Genomic DNA, 21,585 nt, shown 5'->3' with positions numbered 1-21,585 from the left:
ATAATAACTGTCAAAAAAAAGTCGTATTTCTCGCAATAAATTATTTGATTTAACAGTGAGCATACTGGAGAATTATCAGTATAGACTAGTAGAAAATTATTATTGGAAGGGGAAGATGCAAATGAACATCTTTTTGACCGCAGGAACATTTGATTTTTTAAAAAGAATGGAAAACACATATCCAGAAGAAGTAATGGTGACTATGGTCAACCAGAATGGAGCCTTATTACTTCATGAAACAAACGGAAAAACTTTATTTAAAGAACCGCGCCGCTATGAAGTGCTGGAAGCAAGCGGTGAATTAAAAAAAGAGGGCTTTGCGGTCATGAACAATATTCCTGTGACAGAAGAAGGACGCCCCGTATTTGAACATCAAGTGAAAAATAGTATCGGAAAAGTGAAGAATCAGTCAGGGTTTAGGTCATTTCGAGTCCTCCGCCCGTTATCTTCCAATACTTATGTCATCATGACGGTGTGGGAAAATGAACTTTCCTATCAAACCTGGCAAAGTTCCGAGTCTTTTTTTGGAGCCCACCAAACTAATGCTTTCGTGAATAACCTGCAGCCAAAAATTTTCGAAAGCGGCTCATACGTAAGCAAATATTCGATAACGGAATAGGCGTCGTCTTAGCTACCAAAGAAGAATGTATTGATTTCAATTTAAAAGAGGCGGGGGGATTATAAATGCTAGAAAAGTTGTTTTCTAAATTAGAAGCATCCTATGAAGATATGGTTGCTATCCGCAGATACCTGCACCAGCATCCAGAACTTTCCTTTCAGGAAGATAAAACTGCGAAATTTATCCAATCCTTTTATGAAAAGCTGAATATAGAAGTAAAAGGTAAGGTTGGCGGCAATGGCGTTGTCGCACGAGTATATGGCAGCAAGCCGGGTAAAACGGTTGCATTGCGAGCAGACTTTGACGCATTGCCCATCCAAGATGAAAAAGATGTTCCCTACAAGTCATTGGTGCCTGGCGTTATGCATGCCTGTGGCCATGACGGGCATACGGCAACACTTCTCTTGCTCGCTAAAGCATTAAATGAACTTAAAGACGAGCTTGAAGGCACATACGTCTTTATTCACCAACACGCGGAAGAATATGCACCCGGCGGGGCGAAACCAATGATTGAGGACGGCTGTTTAGATGGAGTCGATGTCATATTCGGCACCCATTTATGGGCAGGCGAACCGACTGGAACTATCCAATATCGAATAGGCCCTATTATGGCGGCGGCAGACCGCTTTGAAATTGAAATTCAAGGCCAAGGCGGACATGGGGCACAGCCTCATAAAACAAAAGATGCGATTCTAACCGCCTCACAGCTTGTAGTAAATCTCCAGCAAATCGTCAGCCGCAGAGTCAATCCCGTGGAATCTGCTGTCGTTACGGTCGCCTCCTTTACGGCGCAAAATGCCTTCAATGTCATTGCAGATAAGGCAAAGCTTGTTGGAACCGTCCGGACCTTTAATGAAGAGGTTCGAACATTCATTGAGGAGGAAATTGAACGCGTCATCCATGGTACATGTTTTACGTCCGACTGTGCCTATAACTATGATTTTGTCAGAGGGTACCCAGCAGTAGTTAATCATGCAAAGGAAACTGAGTTTTTAATTGCCTGCGCTCGTGAGGTTGCTGAGGTGAAAACAATCGAGGAAACTGAGCTGCAAATGGGCGGCGAGGATTTTGCCTATTATTTAGAAAAGGTGCCGGGAACATTCTTTTTCACCGGAGCCAAACCGCTTGATAATTCGCAAGGTTATCCACATCATCATCCAAAATTTGATATCGATGAAAATGCGATGCTAATTGCCGCAAAAACGCTTGGCACAGCAGCAATTAACATTCACGGAAAAGAATAATATTTAATCCCCTGACCTTTTCATAGTTCAGGGGATTTTTGCAGCAGCCTCAGGCGATAGGAGTTCATTGCGGTTTCCCCTAACTGCTTTAAAAGATTGTTATTGGCATAGGCACCGACAATCGCACCAATACCAGGGACAAGCTGGAATAGCTTCGCAAGGTCAATATAATCCCGATATTCCTGCTGAAACTTTCGCCAATCCATTTCAACCAGGTCATGCTTGCGGCTTTCCCAGTTTTCAATATCGGCTAATGTAGTTCTGCGAATTTCATTACTTGAAAAAGCAAGCTGAAAAACATGGAGAATAAATAAACGTTCTTCATATTCCTTTGTATTAAAACCATAAACGGAAGCTGCTTCGAACAGAAATTTCATCTTTATGGTGAGTAATAAGGGAAAGTCTGCGAGACCGAGTAAGATTCCGCCCGCGCCGGTCCCCGCTCCCTCCACCACCGCTGTCTTCTGATAGGCCGCAATTTTCCTGCGTGCCAATTCATCTCTTTCAGAAAGCGTTAACCCGCGTGCCTGATCCTTCGTTGTGGTTGCCTGCGAGCCAAATAATGTGGCTTTTACCATTGCCTTTATGCTCTCCGTCAATACCTCATGAACCTTCTCGGGAATCCAGCCATTAATTTTCCATTGGGCTTTTTTCGATAAGCGATTTATCATTCCTGAACGTCTCGATATTTTCCGTTTCCATTCTTCAACTTCCTGATAAACCTTTAATTCATATTCGTTCATATAATCCCACTCCCCTCCAAATTAAATTAACCTTCATTACGATGGCATCCGCGTAAAAGTTTCAAAAAAATCTCCCTTCAACACGAAAGGAGATTTTCAACTATACTTTTAACCGTTTTTTACTATATAGATAAACGAATAAATAACTAAACACAGCACCTGCCAATAAAACTAACAGTGCAATCATCATCTCACCTTTAATTAGGATAAATAAAGCAAAAATTGCCGTTTGGATTAATAAAATAATCATCATTAACTTATGGAAAGCTGCGATTTTACTTTTTGGAGCTACTGGATATAAGTCAACCCAAAGCTTGTTTTGATGATGATTCCATAAAGGCAGCAATTGAAACCCCGTTAAATATAAAAATAAAACGCTAAGCACCATCTGCCCCAAGCCAAAGGAAATAAAATAGATCCCCAGTGCGCCAATGACCGTTAGGCGGATAAATAGCCCCAGATAATCCGATGAGCGCAAAAATGCACGTGAATATAAATACAGATAGGTCTTGTCCTTCGTAAAAGCTATCCGATTAATCAAAATATCGAGCCATTTTCGCCTTTTGACTGTAGCTTTTAACTGCGGCACATCAGTAAACATATTGGCGAGGCGGTAAAAGGAAGCCATTCGTTTCTCTTCCCCATCAATTAATATATCCCATTTGAGCCCCATATTTCTAGTTCGAACAAAAAATGAACGGTAATAAAACGCCATTACTACAACTATCAGCAACAGGAATAGCAGGTTAGCTTGTTTTAATAATAAATACGTAAAGGCAGCATTCATAAAATAACGGACAACCATGTCCCATTTATATACAGAAGGCTGAACGAAATAATGGATTCTCCAATTAACCGCCATATTCCAGGTTTTGACAAATAACAACACAGCCAGGTATGGAACAAATAAACGAAAGCCGCTGCTGTTAATATGGGCATACATCGGCATAAGTACTGCTAGAACCATTAAGAGAATATACCCTTGAAACGTCAGACTTATTACACCGGAACGCAGGAAGTATCCCTTTAATTTATTTTCCAGCGGGATTAAAAAGACTTGATCCGCTTCAAGGAGAAAATTATAAACTGGGCTGTACGTTAACAAAATGCCGATTAGAATTGCGATTACGAGTTCGGCAGGGAAGTCGGCCGAAAGTGTCTTTAACCACTCTTGGTAATAAAAGGCGCCTGCTCCAATTAGAAACAACAACACAATCACAAGGTGCCCATTAAATATGTATCGTAAATACCTTCCTAAATCCTTAACGCGGCCGCCAGCCCGCTCCTTCCAAAGCTTTTTATCATCAAACATAATTTTCTTCCTTCGTCAATTGAATATACAAATCATCTAAAGAAGCTGAAGGCATTGAGAATTGCTCCCTTAGCTCTACTAGGGTCCCTTTGGCACGAATCTTTCCTTCATGCAGGATGATAAAACGGTCACAATACTTTTCCGCCGTTGCCAGAATATGCGTCGACATTAAAATACCGGCCCCGTTTTCTTTCATTTTTTTCATCAAATCAAGCAGCGATTGAATCCCAAGCGGATCAAGGCCGACAAAAGGTTCATCAACAATATAAAGTGATGGCTGCACGAGGAAGGCACACATAATCATCACCTTTTGTTTCATTCCTTTGGAAAAATGAGCCGGAAACCATTTTAATCGTTTTTCCATTCGAAATTCTGATAGCAGGTGAGGAATGCGTTCATTATAAGTGGACTCATCTAAACCGTAAGCCATAGCGGTAAGCCGCAAATGCTCTTCAAGTGTCAGTTCTTCATATAAAACGGGTGTTTCTGGAACAAAGGTGAACAATCGCCGATAGGCTTCTTTGTCCTCGGTAAAGGTTTTCCCCTTTAATTTTATTGCCCCTTGGTGCGGCCCCATTAAGCCGATGATATGTTTAATCGTCGTACTTTTCCCCGCACCATTCAAACCAATAAGTCCGACCAGCTCACCATTCTGAACTTCAAAGGAAACATCCTTTAAGACCGGGTTTCTTGTATATCCACCAACAAGATTTTCGATTGATAATAAAGACATTGGCAACGTCCTTCCGTAGCATGATTATTATTTATTTTACCAAAATGCAATTAATAAAAATAGGAATTCACTTTTTTTGTATATTTCTTTCGCTACCGGACATCATAATATTCGAAGGGGAAACAACTTACTTCGATGAAGAAATTCATCAAAACTTGAAATGAGGTGTCTGTTAAAGACAATAACATTTCAATATAAGTTAGCTTCCAAATCGTATCAGATAAGGGGATGGTTGTATTGTACAATGTACATGGTAACCATTTAGAGTTCAACACCAACTGTTTATCTTAAAAAATAAACGGAAAATGAGGTGTTTACCGCAGATCGCGACCCGTTTTTATAAGTTGGGAAAACATATAAAAACTATATAGGGGATGGTCAGCTTGAACAATGATGTCTCTTTATAAAAAAACACTCTATGAAAAATGAGGTGTTTATCAAAGAACACTCCTAATTGAACGTCACTTTGAAGCAATCCCCTTCGAGAGGGCAGGATTCTATACGAATCCTGTCTCTTTCTTTTTTATTTCTTCATCTCCTGTGGTAAAATAATACAAACCAAATAGAAGGGCTGTGTTATTCATGAGCGATTGTATTTTTTGTAAAATTGTTAATGGGGAAATACCTGCAGCAAAGGTATTTGAGAACGAGCATGTCGTGGCTTTTTTAGATATTAGTCAGGTTACAAAAGGTCATACTCTCGTCATTCCGAAAGTACATAAAGAGAATTTATTTGAATTAACTCCTGAGATGGCTAGAAATCTATTCGAAGTGGTCCCTGCCATTGCTAATGCCTTAAAAAGAGAATTCGAGCCAATCGGCTTAAACACCATCAATAATAACGGAGAACAGGCGGGCCAATCTGTTTTTCATTACCATATGCATTTGATACCGCGCTATGGTAAAGGTGATGGTTTCGGTGCCGTCTGGAAAAATAACCAAAGTGATTATTCAGCGCAAATGTTACAGGAAATGGCAGCAGCTATTAATAAGCAGCTATAATTCTCACGATGTATATAATTATCTGAAAATTATATCTTTATTAAAATTATATTAATATGTTATAATGATGGTAGGTTTTTCGCTACAGGCAATGAGCGCACTGTGGGAGGAACTAAAATTGCTTAGAAGAGCAGAGGAGAGATGAGAAATGAATACGAAAAACCTTGTAATTTTAGCACTTTTAGCCGGGATTGGGGTAGTCTTGCACACTGTAACACCAAATTTTTTCGGAATTAAGCCGGATATGATGCTGGCAATGATGTTTTTAGGGATTATTCTTGTTCCAGAAATCAAAAGTGTCCTGCTTCTGTCCATTGTGACCGGAGTTTTATCTGCATTAACGACTGGGTTCCCTGGCGGACAAATTCCTAATATCATTGATAAGCCCATTACTGCGTTAGTATTTTTCGGGTTGTTTCTAGCATTAAAAAAATACCGTAACTCGATTGTTAGTGTGGGTGTTTTATCAGCATTAGGAACATTAGTTTCAGGAACAGTATTTTTAGCATCTGCCTATTTCATTGCAGAATTGCCAAAATCTTTCGCCGTCCTATTTGCAGCAGGTGTGTTACCAGCTATTGCACTCAACACCGCAATAATGGTTATTTTGTATCCAATCGCTCAATCCATCTTTAAAAGAACGAAAATAACTCCAGCTTCCGTCATTCAAAAATAATGCACGGGATCCTTTTTAAGAAAAGAACCCCTTTGGGTTCTTTTCTTAAATTCAATTTTCTATAAAAAATAGGACAGCATAAAAGCAGCCAGCAAGAAGATCCCTCCGCCACCTGCTAATGCTGCTGCGCGTTTCTTTAAGACTTGTTTAGGCGGATAAACACCAGGTCTTTTTAAGTCCAAAATATATTTACAAGTTCCCAAAAACAGAATAACACCTAAGATAAAAAACATCACAGTGATACTCTTCATTTTTTATCCCCCTACTGAATTAGAAATTTCGAACAATCGTTGTAACTATTTATATGTTTCACCGTCCGTTCTTATGAACAAGTTGTCTCCTAAAAACCAGGAGGATAGGACATTTAACAGCTAAAGGGTCTGAAAATTTAAACTTCAACATAATATTTTTTCAATTTCTAAAGATTTTGTGAATTTATATTTTTATTAATTTTTATTTTATTGGCATAATGATAATAGAGAAATGTAAAAGTAGGTGAAAATAGGGATGACGGAGAAAGAATATTCAATGAAGGAAGCGCTTCTCTTTAGTCAGAGAATTGCACAATTAAGTAAAGCCTTATGGAAATCGATTGAGAAAGACTGGCAGCAATGGATAAAGCCCTTTGATCTAAATATTAATGAGCATCATATCCTTTGGATTGCCTACCATCTAAATGGTGCTTCCATATCAGATGTTGCCAAGTTTGGCGTTATGCATGTCTCAACAGCTTTTAATTTTTCAAAAAAGTTAGAAGAGAGAGGTTTATTGGAATTTTCCAAGAAGGAGAATGACAAACGTAATACGTACATTAAACTTACTGACCAGGGGGAAGAGATTTTACTTCAACTATTAGAAACCTATAAGCCTGATGGCAATGCAGCATTTTCTGGCGCTTTGCCACTTCGAGATTTATACGGAAAATTTCCGGACATTATCGAAATGATGGCGATCGTTCGCAATATTTATGGTGACGATTTCATGGGAATATTCGAGCGATCTTTCCACAATATTGAAACTGAGTTTACTGAAGAAAACGGGAAACTAAGAAAAGCAGTAAAAACAAACCAAGAACTTGCTTAAAGATTATTTATAAGTATTTTGCTAACTCCAAAAATAGAGGCTTATAGATATTCTGAACGAGGCATGCATTTATTACTTCTTTCATAGACAATTCCGTTGGTAAAAATGCTGACAATTCATCGAAAAGCGGTTGAAAGTAGACATACCCCTCCGCTTTTTGTTTTTCCAATTTCATGCTCAATTCGTCACATAAATAATAAAACTTTTCTTTTTCCTGCTTGGTTATCCCATTTTCAATCACTAACTGATAAAATTTGAGCTCAGGGTTTTTTAGCAGCTTTATTAATAGCTTCTGATGATATTCAAGAAGATTAATTCTTTCCAATAGCAATTCATGTTCATTCATACAATGACCCTCTTTTCAAACCGATACAAAACCTAAATTCATTATTAACCTTTTAAAGGCTTGGGTAAACCTTTTTTTGAAAATCAAAAAATTCATTTTAAAAAACTCTATATTCTTCCATTCTTAATAACTATCTTTTTTCCGTAATATTTGATATTGTATAAAGAATAATACGTACAACAGGGAGGGAATCATTGATGATCTCCGTTTTTATTGTCTTTGCCATTTTTATCTTGTTTTATGTAAATAAAATGACCAATTCTCTTTGTATTCAAAAAGAAATCCCGGAAGAAAACCAGCATAAAGTGTTTCGTACGATTAATGTTCTAATCACGATATTACTGATCTCTTCCTATCTGGAAATTTTATATACATAATCCAATAATTATAGTTGGATTTATACTTTTACAAGCAATCCGCTAAAACGGAAGCGATGGGGTATGCCTCATCGCTTTTTGTTTGTATTACATACTGTTACATACTGTTGTGAAAATTTAATAAACTACTGCTGCTTATATTTTTGCAGTAGTTCCCATTTATGTTATAGTAAACATTGTGGACAAATTAACTCACAAGAAATTAACTATTTAGGAGAGATTCATCATGAAGAAATGGATATTAGCCCTCACATTAGCTGGTGGTGTTCTTACATTAGGTGCGTGTGGTCAAAGCGGTTCTACTACGGTTGCAGAAAGCAAAGCCGGAAATGTTACACAAGATGAGCTATACAAGTCAATGAAGGAGAAGTACGGAGACCAAGCCCTTCAGCAGCTTGTATTTGAAAAAGTTCTTTCCAAGAAATACAAAGTAACGGATAAAGAATTAAATGAAAAAATTGATCAATTAAAAAAAGACCTAGGTGAAAATTTTGACGCTACCATTGCCCAATATGGCTATAAAGGCGTAGATGATTTAAAGAAAACGATGAAGCTTGGCATGATGCAAGAACAAGCTGCACTCAAAGACGTTAAGGTAACTGATGAAGAATTAAAGGAATATTATGATACATATCCTGATATAAGAGCCCGCCATATTCTTGTTAAGGATGAAGCTACAGCAAATGAAGTAAAGAAAAAGCTAGACGGCGGCGCTAAATTTGACGAAGTTGCAAAGGAATATTCAACAGATACAGGTTCTGCACAAAATGGCGGTGACTTAGGCTGGTTTGGTCCTAAAGCAATGGTTCCTGAATTTGAGAAGGCAGCATATGCTCTTAAGGTTAATGAAATTAGTGCTCCAGTTAAGTCAGAACATGGATATCATATTATCCAAGTAACGGAGAAGAAAGAGAAAAAACCATTTGCAGAAATGAAGAAAGAACTTGAAAAGGAATTAAAATCAAAGAAATTAACAAGCGAGGACATTAATAAGGCAATGCAGCGTGAACTTAAAGACGCAAATGTAAAAGTAAGTGACAAAGACTTAAAAGATGCGCTTAACCTATCAAAATCTGCACAATAAAAGTGGAAAAGGAGGGACTTGTTACTCGAGTCCCTCCTTTTTTTATTCTGTTCCCTCGCGGCGCATTTCCTTTTCCTGCTCCAATCGTTTGATATAAATTTCCCCTTCTTGTTCAATGTTTTCAAGCTCTAACTGCCGCTCTTCCCTGCCTGTTTTGATTGCCATTAGGGCACTGACAGCAATTCCAACCACAACTGCATAAATCCAAATTGGTATAGTCAATTTCTCTTGCTCCCTTCAACAGCGGTTGTCCACTTTTTATTACAACTTATTCGACTATTACAAAAATATTCATTTTCGATAAAAAAAATAACCCATTTAGGGTTATTTATTGCCGATAGGAAAGTGTAACTTTCCTATCAGGCATAAGTGCAACTACGTCTCTGTCTTCGCCTAACGGCTCGCCAATCGACGAGTTTTCTTTAAAAAACAGGCTTATAAAATGACCGGTTATCCAAGGCAAAGATCCGCTCGGAAAACTCACCAGGTTTCACTCTTTCTAAGGCACGGTCAAGCATATTCATTTTTGCATCAAGGTTATCAATGTAATGAAGAATCTCTGCCTCTTTTATTAATGGTGGTTTTGGACTTCCCCATTCTGCCTTTCCATGATGGCTAAGGACAAGATGCTGAAGAATCAGAACTTCTTCCCCTTCAATCCCTAGTTCTTCTGCCGCTTTACCAATTTCATTGATCATAATCGTAATATGTCCAAGTAAATTTCCTTCTATTGTATAGACCGTTGAAATCGGACCTGATAATTCCATTACCTTGCCCATATCATGCAGAATAACACCCGCATACAGCAAGTCTCTATCAAGGCTCGGATATAGTAAAGCAAGCGCCTTGGCGAGGTCAAGCATGCTTACCACGTGATATGCGAGCCCGGAAACAAATTCATGATGATTTTTTGTTGCTGCAGGGTATTCCAAAAAGGCCTTTTGATGCTTTTTGATTAAGTGGCGAGTGATCCTTTGGATATTAGAATTATTCATTTCAAAAATATACTGGGTCAGCTTGCCAACCATCTCTTCTTGACTTAGGGGTGCAGTCTCAAGAAAATCTTCTAGCTTCACACCGTCAGAAGGACCGGTTTTTCGAATCTGACGAATTTTGAGCTGACTTTTCCCACGGTAATTTTGTACATCACCTTGTATCTTGACTATATTTTGCGCGGCATAGCTTTTTTCGTCTTCCTCACTGGCATCCCAAAGTTTAGCTTCAATTTCACCGCTTTGATCTTGGAGTATTAATGTTAAAAATGGTTTTCCATTACTGGCAGTCCCTTTTGTAGAACTTTTTATTAATAGATATAATTCCACATGTGATCCTACATCATAATTTAAAATTCCTTTGCTCAACCTAGTCACGCTCCTTCCACTATTAAGAGTATAACATATCCAACTATTACTCTATGAAATTATCTGAACAGCGCCTTTTGCTAAACTTAGAACATTCTCCTTTGGAAAGAGAGGAAGTAAATGGCTATGACAAGTGAAAAATAAAATTTGATTATGTTCTAGCCTTTTGAGAAGCTCAATTACTTTTTGTGTTCTTTTTGCATCAAAATTGACAAAGCTATCATCAATAATAATTGGAAATCGATAGTTTTCATAAAGTGTTGTCGCTAAGGCAAGTCGAATCGATACATATAATTGTTCGGTTGTGGCTTGGCTAAGTTCATTTGCTTCAAATAACGTCCGGTCCTCACGCTCTACTAAGAAACCAAGACCTGAATGCTGGAGATGAATCTTTTGATAATTGCCATTAGTAAGAAAGGACAAGTATTCTTCCGCTTTCAAAAGCATCCTTGGCAAGTGAACGTTTTTATATTTTTCAATCGTGCTAGACAAGAGCTCCTGGGCTAGACAATAGACAGACCATTCTCTCGCTGCTTCATCCAATTCAAATTTTTTCTGCTTGTAGTGATGAAGAATATCTGAATAAATGCCGCCTTCTTCAAGTATTTGAATCTCATAGTTAATTGATGCTTGCTCCTCATGAAGCCTTTTTAATTTTCCCTGGAAATGCTGTGCTTCCTGATTACATTCTATCACTAATTCATCACTGTTATGAATCAATAAAAAGCCATCCCTATCCTGTTCAGAAAGAATTGAGTATTGTAGCTGGCTTTGGATGGTTTCGAGCCTTTCGAGAAGCTTTCCTTGTTTTTCGGCTTTTGCACCTAGTTCATAGAATTGCTGCTCTGTCTCCACCTTTGCTGCATGTAAGAGCTTTTTATTTTCTACCTTTAAATGCTCTAGCTCTTGAGACCTTTGCTTCCTATCTGCTTCAAGACCGGCAAGCTTTTCCAGTCTCTCTTGAGTCTTAATTTGCTTTTCATGCTCTTCCTTAAGTTTGTTTCTCAGTAGATAGGCCGTATTGTGTAAATCTAAGCTTTTTTCAGGCAAAAAGCGGGTTTCATAGGATTTCAGTCCATCTTCTAATTTCGTCTGCTGCTGATTGATTTGCTCTAGTCTTGTATTTAATTGCTTTTTCTCCCTGCAAATGGATTTATATTGTTCAATTAGTTCAAAAGCTTCCAGCAAAAAAGTTGTAGCGATATATTCAGGTATTTGTAATTCACTGCTTATCGATAACAGTTTTTCTTTATTTTGCGCTGACTCCATTTCCCATTCAGCAAATTTAGCCGTTATCTTTTCATATTGGGATTGCTGTTGTTTTAACTTGAACTTTAACATTTGCAGCTCTTCCAGCCGTTGATTATCAAGCAATAATTGGTTCTCGAGTTTTGTAAAATCTTCATATTCAGCAGTTTGTAGTTTTTGAATTAACTGTCTTTCCTTTTCTCTTAAACTATCAAGTGTTTGATCCATGTTCTTACTATTTGGATGTTTCGTGCTTTTCGTCATAAAAATGACCATTCCAATACAGCCTAGCACCCCTAACAAGAACAAAATCCAATTCTGTGATAACAAACCATACAATGAAAGCCCAGCAAAAATCAGTTCAAAAACAAAAAACTGATACTTTTTCTGCCTTTTAACGCTTGCTTTTTCAGCCTTATCCCGTTCATTTTCCTCTTCTATGAATGAAACTTTATCTTGTAAGGCCTTTAATTCCCATTCTAAGCTCTTCTTATCATTCCCGTAACCCACTTGCTCCTCAAGCCGTTCCCTTTCCTGTTTAGGGAGAACTTGACGCTCTGCCAATCGAACCTCTTTTTCTATTTCTTCCAATAGGTTTTTTTCTTCTTGATAACGATCCTCTAACTCTTCCCTTGCCTCTGCCAGCTTTTGTCTTTTCCGTGAAATGATTTCAACTTGGTTTTTCATATAAATATTTGTATTGATGGAAAAGATGTCTTCTTCCTTCAAAGATAAATGAAGTTTTTCGCTTGTAACGGAAAGTTTTTCGTTATCCTCCGCTAGTTTCATTTCACATTGCTGCTTCTCAAGCTTCAATTGCTCATAAAGCGGGAGTTGATCAAGCAATGCTAAGATTGCAGGCTCATTTTCCAGAAAATTTGGCTCTGGCTGAATTGCTGCTAACTCTTTCTTTACGGTTTCGATTCTTCCAGTAAGGCTTAGAATCTCGGCATTGTACGGGTGAATGAGCTGATTAAATTTTTCTATCCGTTCAATCCCACGGGCAGGGAACTCAATTTCTCCAAGCTCGTCTAGCTCCATCCTTGTCCATTTTTCTTCTTTAACAACGGTTTCTATTCTCTTCCACTCATTCAGTTTTTCGCATTTTTCCTGAATTTCCGTAAGGAAGCTATTTGTTTCCTGCATTTCCTGTTGAATCATTTCTTTCTTTACTACTAGGTTTTCATATTCTTTATTTTTTGCGGCCGCTTTTTTTAATTCACTGTTAATTTCATGAAGTGCCTGTAATTTTTCATTCAATATAGGTTTCTTTCCTGATGGTTTAAAGCGGGAATCCAGCTCTTTCTGCAGAGCCGATTCAGTTTTTGATAGCCGTTCTGTTCCTAATGTTCCTGCGGAAAATAGGAATTTACCAATATCCTCACCCTTCATTTGATGAATGTTTTGCAACCCATGGATATTAAAGGAAAATATCGCTTGAAATAGGTTTTTATCAAAGTTTGCTACTAATTCTTTAAGAAGTTCTTCGTCTCCGATATTACCATTATCCATGAACACCTTAACATCGCCCGCGGCTTTGCCTTTAACACGTTCAATGACAGCAAACCCGTACTCTTCATGATAAATTCTAATCTTGCCGCCGTACTTAGTACTATGTTTTGGTTCATAGCGCAGCTCTGATTGCAGTCTAGTTGGAAATCCGAATAAAATCCCATGGATAAAGGCCATTATCGTGGACTTGCCCGCTTCATTTTCACCAAAGAAAACTTGAAAATTGGCAAGGGTTGTAATTTTAACATCCTCTAATTGCCCATAGCCGTATATGTGCATCTCAACAATTCTCAAACGTTGCTCCCCCTTTCCTATGATGGATTAAGCAATGTAATTAACAATTTCTCCGCCTTTTCGATCAACTCTAACTGCTCTGTCTCAGACAAATGGGATAAATATTTTCTCCCTAAATGGTGTTCATACAACGGAGCTAGAGTATAATTAACATCATCATAATGTTCGATTGTCTCAAAAAGTTCTGCATAAAAGTTTGCTTCCATTTTCAACTGTTCTTTGTCTATTTGCTGACTTTCCTTGATATTTAAGCCGACTAGCCAAACAAAGGAATCCTCCTCTCTTTCTTCGTCTAAAATCAGCTCTAACAGTTCGCTATCCAAGCTTCTCTTTTCGAGATCATTATCCAGCTGAATATTTTCTAAAAAAAGTGTTAGGAAGATTCCGGTTTTGTCTCTTCGAAGTTTATGGATGGTAGATTGGCATAATTGAAGAATGTCATGAAAACTATTCGCGGAAGCAGCATCAACCGTAACCTCCTCCCAAACAATATCAGACGATTCAATAAAGTCCAGTTCGGTTTCGACATCTGTCAAGGTTACATGATAAAAGCCCTTGCTCCCGGTTTCTTTCTTATTCCTTCCTTGGATGTTGCCAGGGTAAATAATCGGTGGATTTTCTGACAAAATACATCGTTTATGGATATGACCTAATGCCCAATAATCAAAATCTTTTTTCTGTAAATCCTTGATTGTAAATGGAGCGTAGTTATCATGCTCGGTTCCGGAACTTTCATTGCCATGGAGAATCCCAATATGAAAGTCAGCCCCGGCAAGCATCTGATAATCTTCTATCTTTCTATCGAATACATGCCGAGTAGGATAGCTAAAGCCGTAAAGATGGACGATTTCTCCGCTTTTCGTTTGTAGTCTCTTTGATTCTACCTCACTATGAAATACATGCACGTTTTTAGGCATGTCAAGGTGAACCCACGAACCGTTTAAATGATCGTGATTACCATGGACGACATAAACAGGAATTTCATGTTCTGAGAGCTTAAGCATTTCGGTACGAAAACGCGATTGCGCACGCAAGCTCCGGTCTTCACCATCAAATAAATCGCCTGCTAAAATAACAAAATCAACCTTATTAGCAATCGCTGCTGCTGTAAGTTTTTTTAACGCGGTAAAGGTGCTTTCTTTCATTCTCGCAAAGATGTTTGCTGGCAATTGTTTTAATCCAACCATTGGGCTGTCCAAATGCAAATCGGCTGCATGGATAAATGATATTTGTTTCATAAATATTCCCTTTCATCCTCTTTTCTCAATTGTAGCATTTTCGAAATACGAATGCACGTTCTAACCGAAAAGCGGAAGCACCCGTTTAGCGGCGTATGGACTGGAGCGCTTCGACTGAGATAAAGGAACCACGGAGCTGCGCAAGATTCGATGTTGACTTATCGTAGGGAGAAGAGCGAAGTCCACTAGCCGCTGGGTGCTGGAGCTAGACCGTTATCGAAGTTCAAAGATATTAATTATGATTATAAAATAAGAGCTTTACCATTATTGGCAAAGCTCTAACAAACCTATTCGTTCTTTGTTAATTGTAACGCCTTTTTAATATCTTTAAAGGAGTTGGACTTTCCGTACATTAAGACGCCGCCACGGTAGACACGGGCGCCAAATATGGCTAAAGCAGCAATGGTTGCTAACAAGATAGCAATCCCTAAAATCGCCTCCCAAGCAGGAATTGTCAACATTCCCACCCGCAAAAACATAATCATCGGTGTGAAGAAAGGAATATAAGAAGTGATAGTAATAAATGCTGCATCTGGTTTCCCAAGACCAAACATAGCTATCATAAATCCAGCAACAACGAGTAATGTCATTGGTGTGATCATCTGCTGAACATCTTCAATTCGACTGACAAGTGAACCCAAAAAGGCCGCAAGTGTCGCATAGAGGAAATAGCCGAGAATAAAGAAGATCACCGCGTACACAATTGTTCCGATCGGGATATCGCTGAATCCATATACACCAAAAAATCCATCTTTTAGTGATTCTAAATTTCTTGTTAACGAGAGGTAACCTACGATTAGAAACGCTGCTAATTGGGTTAGACTTAGAAGCCCAATCCCGATTATTTTTGCAAACATTTGCTTAATCGGTGAGACACTCGAGATTAATATTTCCATTACCCGTGAAGACTTTTCTGTCGCCACTTCCATCGCAATCATAGTAGCATACATAATGACGGAAAAATAAATAATAAACAACAAGACATAGACAAGGCCACGGGCTTGGTTAAGTTCTTCTTCCGTCTTTGCATTTTTCTCGAGGGCAAATTTTTCAAAAGAAACTGGTTCATAAAGCTTTTGCAGTTGTACCGGAGTCAAATTGATTTGAGAAGCAGTAAGCATGGTTTTCAATTGCTGCAACCCAGTCTGCAAGTCAGTAAACAAGGAGGAATCCGCGATACTCATGGCTTTAAAGGTTGCCTCTGGTAAGTTCTCGTTATTATAACGTAATTGAATGAGCCCTTTAAAATCGCCCTTTTCTACTGCTTTTTCTGCCTCTTTTTCACTGCTTTTGTAAAGTGTAAGGTTAATATCTTTGTTAATGGTGTTCACTTGCTTCTTAAAAGGCTCAAACAGCTGACCTGTTTCATCGAGTACGGCTACTTGCTCTTTCCCACCATTTTTATCAAACATATCGATGATATTATTAATGTTTGTCAGCGCTAAAACAATCACCACTGTGATGATGGTCGTGATAATAAACGATTTAGTCTTCAGTTTATTTAAATAAGTATGAAACAAGATAATCCAGAAACTATTCATAAGAATTACCTACTTTCTCAATAAAAATATCATTTAAAGAAGGCTCTTCAAGGGAGAATTTTCTAATAAATCCTTTTCCAACAATCTCTTTCAAGATCTTTTCAGCAACATATTCTCCTTCAATCTGTAGTTGAATTCCTTCCATTGTCGATTTCGCCTTAACGACACCGGGAAAATTCCCCAAAGATTCTAATGGAAAATCCGCATGGATAACAAGATTCTTTTTTCCGAATGAGCGCTTGATTTCCTTTAATGCACCGTACACAACCGGACTTCCTTTATGCATGATACAAAGATGTTCACACATTTCCTCCACATGGTGCATTTGATGACTCGAAAACACGATGGTTGCTCCATTTTCTTTCAAGGCTATAACGGCTTCCTTCAGCATTTCAACGTTTACCGGGTCAAGACCGCTAAATGGCTCATCAAGAATTAATAATTTTGGTTTATGTACAACCGCAGCAATGAATTGGATTTTCTGTTGGTTTCCCTTTGAAAGCTCTTCAACCTTTTTATTCTCATACTCCGGGATTTTAAAGCGCTCAAGCCAGGTTTTCAATTCAATCAGCGCTTCGCTCTTCGGCATCCCTCTTAATCTCGCTAAATAGACGATTTGATCACGGACTTTTAGCTTCGGGTACAAGCCTCTTTCTTCAGGAAGATAGCCGACCAAATGGCTGGTGGAATAATTGATTGGCTTTCCATCCCAAGAAATCTGACCACCGCTCGAATCAAGCAAACCTAAAATCATCCGAAATGTTGTCGTTTTCCCGGCACCATTTGCCCCTAGAAAACCAAACATTTCTTTTTCCGGAATCTCTAATGATAAATCATCTACAGCGGTAAATTTCCCAAACCGTTTCGTGACATGTTCAAGTTTAAGAACCATTTCACACACTCCTCTCTTACTTTAATACGAATATAACATATTTAGGTTTCATTTTCTTTTTGCACAATTGAACGAATTATGTGAAAATAGTAATAGTATTCTATTAAAAAGGGGATATTGAAATGAAAACGTATAAATTAACTGCCTTTGAAGCGAATGGTGAAAAGATTTTAGATGAAAGCTTTCAAGCTGAAAATGATGATTCTGCTAAGAAGATAGGAGAACAACTATTATCAGAGAAAAACTTATTAGAGCGGACACACCGCTGCACTTCACCAAGCGGTAAACTGCTGCTTTTTCATTCTTAATAAACAACGAAGCCGATTGGCTTCGTTGTTTTATTTTCCGATGAATTTCGGTTTTCTTTTTTCGATGAATGCCTTGATGCCTTCTTGATGATCAAGGGTTTCCCGCATTTTTTGCTGACCGTATTTTTCTAACTCTAGTATTTTTAGCAATTGTGGGCGGTTCTTTTCTGCCATTATTTTTTTCGTTTTAATCATTGCTTGTACAGGGCGGCTTAACCATTCCGTTAATCTAGCATCTAACGTCCCTTGAATACCATCTTCAGCTACTTCCTGAATAAGCCCCAGCTTTAGTGCTTCTTCGGCACCCATCATTTTTCCATCCCAGATAATTTGCTTTGCTTTTGTTTCACCAACTCTTTTTTCCAAAAAGAAATGGGCTCCGCCATCAGGAATCAGACCGATGCCGATAAAATTCATTGCCAGTTTGCTTGTTTTGTCAGCAATGATATAGTCTGTTGCTAATGCTAGACTGAATCCCAATCCTGCCGCTGCACCTGAGATGGCGCTGATTGTTAGTTTCGGAATGCTGTAAAGTGTAATAATCAATTCACTAATACAGTCCATCACTGGAAAGAAATCGCTCTCATTCATGTTTGAAAGCATCGTTTTAATATCCCCGCCTGCCGAAAAGGCTTTTCCTTTACCGCTTAACACAACAATATCAATCTCGTCAGATTCCCCAATTTCTTTTAACTTACAGACAAGCCCCTTAATCATTTCAGTATCCATTGCGTTTAAAGCATCCGGCCTGTTCATCTCCACCGTTGCAACACGGCCAACTACTTTCAAATTCACCTTATCCGTAACAAAATTGATTGACACGACAAACTCCCCCCCCCTTTCTTCATTCAATTCCATTATATAATGGGACTGAATGAAATAAAAACACTTTTCCCAATATAATGAATTTTACCTCCCATTGAAATAGGGACAAAGACTTAAAGCTCTTTGCCCCCATTTCCTAACCTTTTCTTAGTGCTTCCTTTTGCACTTGATCCCTTAATGTCATTTTCAGAAATTTCCCTACAGAAGTCTTCGGAATTTCATCAAGAAACAGGATATCGTCTGGAATCCACCATTTGGCAAACTGTGGTGTTAAGAATTCTAACAGCTCTTCTTTCGTTGTCTTTCCTTTATAGGCTTCCTTTAAAACGACGCAGGCGAAAGGACGCTCCTGCCACTGTTCATGAGGAACAGCCACAACTGCCGCTTCAAATACAGAGTCATGAGCCATTAAGGCATTTTCTAGATCAACAGATGAAATCCATTCGCCGCCGCTCTTAATTAAATCTTTTGTCCGGTCTACTATTTTCACAAACCCTTCTTCGTCAATCGTGACAACATCGCCGGTATGGAGCCAGCCATCACGGAAGGCCTCTTCGGTTCGCTCATCTTTATAATATTCAGAGGCAATCCATGGTCCTTTAATACACAATTCGCCCATTTCTTTGCCATCCCAGGCAACTTCACCGTCTTTTCCTAAGATTTTTATTTCTAGTCCCGGTACAAGCGTTCCTTGCTTTGCTCTTAATTCTAATCTTTCCTCGTAATCTAATTCTTCTTGGTAGCTTTTTAGAGTAGAAATGACTACGAGCGGACTGGTCTCCGTCATGCCATACGCATGCATGAATGGAATGTTATGACGTTGTTCAAATGCCTTAATCATCCCTTTCGGTGCTGCAGAGCCGCCGCATAAAACACCTCTTAAACTGCTCAGGTCATAGGAGCCCTCGTCAAGTTCCTTTAACAAGCCAAGCCAAATGGTCGGAACTCCAGCCGTAACGGTAACTTTTTCCTGCTCAATCAGCTCTGCTAGCAATTTTGGGGTAAAATACGGTCCAGGCAATACTAGCGATGTACCAAACCAGACGGCGGAAAAAGGCATTCCCCATGCATTGGCATGGAACATCGGTACAACAGGAAGTGCTACATCTTTTTCACTTATTGCTGCACTGTCTGCAAGGCCTAGTGCCATACTATGGAGAACAATTCCGCGGTGGGAATAGACAACGCCCTTTGGATTTCCAGTTGTTGCCGATGTATAGCACATTCCAGCTGGATCGTTTTCATCCAAATCTTCCGGGTAGTGATAGTCCGGATTTGCTTCAGCTAATAGTTTTTCATAATGATAGACTGGGGAGAGTATTGTTTCTGGAAGTTCTTTATCATCGGTCATGATGATAAATGCCTTAACGGTCTTTAGTTCAGCGGCACAGCTTTCAAGTAATGGCAGGATGTCTGGGTCAACAAGGAGAACCTTGTCCTCTGCGTGATTGATAATGTAGGAAATATGCTGGGGTGATAGCCGGATGTTTACGGTGTGCAGCACGGCACCCATACAAGGGATGGCAAAATAGGCTTCTAAGTGACGGTGATGATTCCACGCTAATGTCCCTACTCTGTCGCCTTTTGTGACCCCTAATTTTGATAAGCTGTCGGCCAGTCTTCTCGTTCTTTCGGCGATTTGTTTGTAAGTGAATCGCTGTATGCCGCTTGCTGTTCTTGATACTACCTGTTTCTTTGGAAAATACTTTTCCGCTCTTTCCATCATTTGCGTCATCGTTAAAGGCGTTTGCATCATAGCTATATTCCCCTCCATTAATGAAAACATTTTATTGCCCCATTGAATTGTTTGGGACAATCCATGTATATATTCGACATTGAATGGAATTATCCTTTATTAAGAACAATTTTATAACATTAAAAAAAGCCAGATTGTACTCCTTTAATGAAAAAAGAAATGTTAACAAATTAGTCATAGTTTACATCTGCCACAGAGGCAATCTTTTATAAAATTAATTTAGAATGAAAAATAAAAAAGGATGATGGATTATGCTAAAAATGCCCCGCCCGGTACCCAATGAATTGATCGTTATGCGGCTTTTAAATTTGCGAGAGGTTTTATCCCAGCAAGAAAAAAAGAACTATAAAAACCTTGAGAAAGGCTTTGAAGGAGAATTAAAGTTTGATTTATTAACCGAGAAACTTCAGAATGAATGTTTCGTCTTAAACGGTTTGCTCCTTGAGGTTAACAACAGTGAATTTCAAATCGATACAAGTATCATTTTTCAAAAGACGATTTACCTAATTGATGTGAAAAATTTCGAAGGCGATTACTACTATGAAAATGAGAAACTTTATTTTGCAAATGGAGATGAAGCGAAGGATCCTTTGCTCCAGCTAAGACGTTGTGAATCCCTATTCCGGCAATTACTTCAAAAACTCGGAGTTCATTTCCATGTTGAAGCTTACTTGGTCTATATCAACCCCGAGCTGACCCTTTTACAAGCCCCACGCAGCTATCCAATTGTTTATCCAACCCAACTTAATCGTTTTATGCAAAAATTGAACATGGTTCCATCTAGATTATATGAAACCCATGAAAAGTTTGCTAACCAACTAATTTCATTGCACAAAACTGAGTCGTTAAATACAAAATTGCCTCGATATAATTATGATCAGATACCGAAAAGGATAATTTGTTCATCGTGTTGTTCATGTTCGCTGTCTGTCAGGAGAAATAAAATAGTGTGTAAGAAATGCAACCACCAAGAGGAAATTGAATTGGCTGTTTTACGGATTGTGGAGGAAATTAAGATCCTCTTTCCGAATAGAAAAATCACTACGAATGAAGTTTATCATTGGTGTAAGATAATCGAATCCAAAAAAATGATTGGGCGGATTCTTAAGAAAAACTTTAAACAAGTAGGTTATGGGAAATGGTCCTATTATGAGTAAATAAGAGCTGTTTTTATACTAAGCTATCTTATTGGCGACCGAACTCGGACGACTTTCCCGGTTTAAGTCGCTTATACCGCTTTTAAGCTACCGAATTTGCTCGACTTTCTCGGTTTCGGTAGCTTATACCCTTTATAAGCTACCGAATTTGCTCAACCTTCTCAGTTTCGGTCGCTTATACCCCTTATTAGCTACCGAAATTGCACGACCTTCTCAGTTTCGGTATACCCCTTA

22 protein-coding genes are annotated in these 21,585 nt (G+C 38.6%); 9 read left to right on the top strand and 13 right to left on the bottom strand.

Annotated features, from left to right (window positions below):
* Positions 1-121 precede the first annotated feature (121 nt).
* Together AA980_RS00815 and AA980_RS00810 are read left to right on the top strand one after the other, a co-directional pair.
* Positions 122-619: an antibiotic biosynthesis monooxygenase family protein gene (locus AA980_RS00815; protein ID WP_024027495.1), complete on the top strand. Its 498-nt coding sequence runs from the start codon at positions 122-124 to the stop codon at positions 617-619.
* A 65-nt stretch (positions 620-684) separates the two neighbouring features.
* Positions 685-1,863: an amidohydrolase gene (locus AA980_RS00810; RefSeq protein ID WP_024027496.1), complete on the top strand. Its 1,179-nt coding sequence runs from the start codon at positions 685-687 to the stop codon at positions 1,861-1,863.
* A gap of 20 nt (positions 1,864-1,883) precedes the next feature.
* Here the strand turns inward: AA980_RS00810 and AA980_RS00805 are convergent, their stop codons facing one another.
* From AA980_RS00805 to AA980_RS00795, 3 genes are all read right to left on the bottom strand, one after another.
* Positions 1,884-2,606 (bottom strand): EcsC family protein, encoded by a 723-nt coding sequence (locus AA980_RS00805; RefSeq protein WP_024027497.1) that lies wholly within the window; start codon positions 2,604-2,606, stop codon positions 1,884-1,886.
* Between the two features lie 100 nt (positions 2,607-2,706).
* On the bottom strand, positions 2,707-3,918 hold the full coding sequence (locus AA980_RS00800) for an ABC transporter permease (protein WP_024027498.1): 1,212 nt from the start codon (positions 3,916-3,918) through the stop codon (positions 2,707-2,709).
* On the bottom strand, positions 3,911-4,651 hold the full coding sequence (locus tag AA980_RS00795) for an ABC transporter ATP-binding protein (protein WP_024027499.1): 741 nt from the start codon (positions 4,649-4,651) through the stop codon (positions 3,911-3,913). Before AA980_RS00795 ends, AA980_RS00800 begins: the two co-directional genes overlap by 8 nt.
* Before the next feature lie 582 nt (positions 4,652-5,233).
* Between AA980_RS00795 and AA980_RS00790 the strand changes: the two genes are divergently transcribed.
* On the top strand, positions 5,234-5,653 hold the full coding sequence (locus AA980_RS00790; RefSeq protein WP_024027500.1) for an HIT family protein: 420 nt from the start codon (positions 5,234-5,236) through the stop codon (positions 5,651-5,653).
* Positions 5,654-5,801: 148 nt separating this feature from the next.
* Positions 5,802-6,329 carry a tryptophan transporter gene (locus tag AA980_RS00785; RefSeq protein ID WP_024027501.1) on the top strand — a complete coding sequence of 176 codons (528 nt, stop codon included), beginning with the start codon at positions 5,802-5,804 and terminating at the stop codon, positions 6,327-6,329.
* A gap of 59 nt (positions 6,330-6,388) precedes the next feature.
* On the opposite strand, the gene AA980_RS00780 is transcribed toward AA980_RS00785, so the two are convergent.
* Positions 6,389-6,580: a hypothetical protein gene (locus AA980_RS00780; protein WP_024027502.1), complete on the bottom strand. Its 192-nt coding sequence runs from the start codon at positions 6,578-6,580 to the stop codon at positions 6,389-6,391.
* Between the two features lie 256 nt (positions 6,581-6,836).
* On the opposite strand from AA980_RS00780, the gene AA980_RS00775 reads away from it, so the two are divergent.
* Positions 6,837-7,412 carry an HTH-type transcriptional regulator Hpr gene (locus tag AA980_RS00775; RefSeq protein ID WP_024027503.1) on the top strand — a complete coding sequence of 192 codons (576 nt, stop codon included), beginning with the start codon at positions 6,837-6,839 and terminating at the stop codon, positions 7,410-7,412.
* A 7-nt stretch (positions 7,413-7,419) separates the two neighbouring features.
* On the opposite strand, the gene AA980_RS00770 is transcribed toward AA980_RS00775, so the two are convergent.
* Positions 7,420-7,758, bottom strand: coding sequence for a DUF1878 family protein (locus AA980_RS00770; protein WP_024027504.1), 339 nt, complete (start codon positions 7,756-7,758; stop codon positions 7,420-7,422).
* A gap of 197 nt (positions 7,759-7,955) precedes the next feature.
* Between AA980_RS00770 and AA980_RS00765 the strand changes: the two genes are divergently transcribed.
* Complete coding sequence (locus AA980_RS00765) at positions 7,956-8,135, top strand: hypothetical protein (protein WP_007084261.1); 180 nt, start codon at positions 7,956-7,958, stop codon at positions 8,133-8,135.
* A 226-nt stretch (positions 8,136-8,361) separates the two neighbouring features.
* On the top strand, positions 8,362-9,219 hold the full coding sequence (locus AA980_RS00760; RefSeq protein ID WP_024027505.1) for a peptidylprolyl isomerase: 858 nt from the start codon (positions 8,362-8,364) through the stop codon (positions 9,217-9,219).
* Between the two features lie 42 nt (positions 9,220-9,261).
* On the opposite strand, the gene AA980_RS00755 is transcribed toward AA980_RS00760, so the two are convergent.
* The 6 genes from AA980_RS00755 to AA980_RS00730 form a co-directional block, all read right to left on the bottom strand.
* Complete coding sequence (locus tag AA980_RS00755) at positions 9,262-9,441, bottom strand: sporulation YhaL family protein (RefSeq protein ID WP_024027506.1); 180 nt, start codon at positions 9,439-9,441, stop codon at positions 9,262-9,264.
* A gap of 200 nt (positions 9,442-9,641) precedes the next feature.
* Entirely contained in the window at positions 9,642-10,580 is a 939-nt protein-coding gene (yhaM, locus tag AA980_RS00750; protein ID WP_024027507.1) for a 3'-5' exoribonuclease YhaM, read from the bottom strand.
* Between the two features lie 51 nt (positions 10,581-10,631).
* Entirely contained in the window at positions 10,632-13,634 is a 3,003-nt protein-coding gene (locus AA980_RS00745; RefSeq protein WP_024027508.1) for an AAA family ATPase, read from the bottom strand.
* A gap of 17 nt (positions 13,635-13,651) precedes the next feature.
* Positions 13,652-14,872, bottom strand: a complete 1,221-nt coding sequence (locus AA980_RS00740; RefSeq protein ID WP_024027509.1) for a metallophosphoesterase family protein — start codon at positions 14,870-14,872, stop codon at positions 13,652-13,654.
* 287 nt (positions 14,873-15,159) lie between these two features.
* Positions 15,160-16,413, bottom strand: a complete 1,254-nt coding sequence (locus AA980_RS00735) for an ABC transporter permease (RefSeq protein ID WP_024027510.1) — start codon at positions 16,411-16,413, stop codon at positions 15,160-15,162.
* Entirely contained in the window at positions 16,406-17,305 is a 900-nt protein-coding gene (locus AA980_RS00730) for an ABC transporter ATP-binding protein (protein ID WP_024027511.1), read from the bottom strand. Before AA980_RS00730 ends, AA980_RS00735 begins: the two co-directional genes overlap by 8 nt.
* 122 nt (positions 17,306-17,427) lie before the next feature.
* On the opposite strand from AA980_RS00730, the gene AA980_RS00725 reads away from it, so the two are divergent.
* Positions 17,428-17,613, top strand: coding sequence for a YhzD family protein (locus AA980_RS00725; protein ID WP_024027512.1), 186 nt, complete (start codon positions 17,428-17,430; stop codon positions 17,611-17,613).
* 30 nt (positions 17,614-17,643) lie between these two features.
* Here the strand turns inward: AA980_RS00725 and AA980_RS00720 are convergent, their stop codons facing one another.
* Both AA980_RS00720 and AA980_RS00715 read right to left on the bottom strand, forming a co-directional pair.
* Positions 17,644-18,435, bottom strand: a complete 792-nt coding sequence (locus AA980_RS00720) for an enoyl-CoA hydratase (protein WP_024027513.1) — start codon at positions 18,433-18,435, stop codon at positions 17,644-17,646.
* Positions 18,436-18,574: 139 nt separating this feature from the next.
* Positions 18,575-20,194, bottom strand: a complete 1,620-nt coding sequence (locus AA980_RS00715; RefSeq protein ID WP_024027514.1) for a long-chain fatty acid--CoA ligase — start codon at positions 20,192-20,194, stop codon at positions 18,575-18,577.
* Between the two features lie 251 nt (positions 20,195-20,445).
* On the opposite strand from AA980_RS00715, the gene AA980_RS00710 reads away from it, so the two are divergent.
* A complete protein-coding gene (locus AA980_RS00710) occupies positions 20,446-21,351 on the top strand; it encodes a nuclease-related domain-containing protein (protein WP_024027515.1) in 906 nt (301 codons plus the stop codon).
* Positions 21,352-21,585 lie beyond the last annotated feature (234 nt).

The sequence above is a fragment of the Neobacillus vireti genome (assembly GCF_001026695.1).
GTDB lineage: Bacteria > Bacillota > Bacilli > Bacillales > Cytobacillaceae > Neobacillus > Neobacillus vireti.
This window is presented reverse-complemented; position numbering and strand designations above follow the sequence as displayed.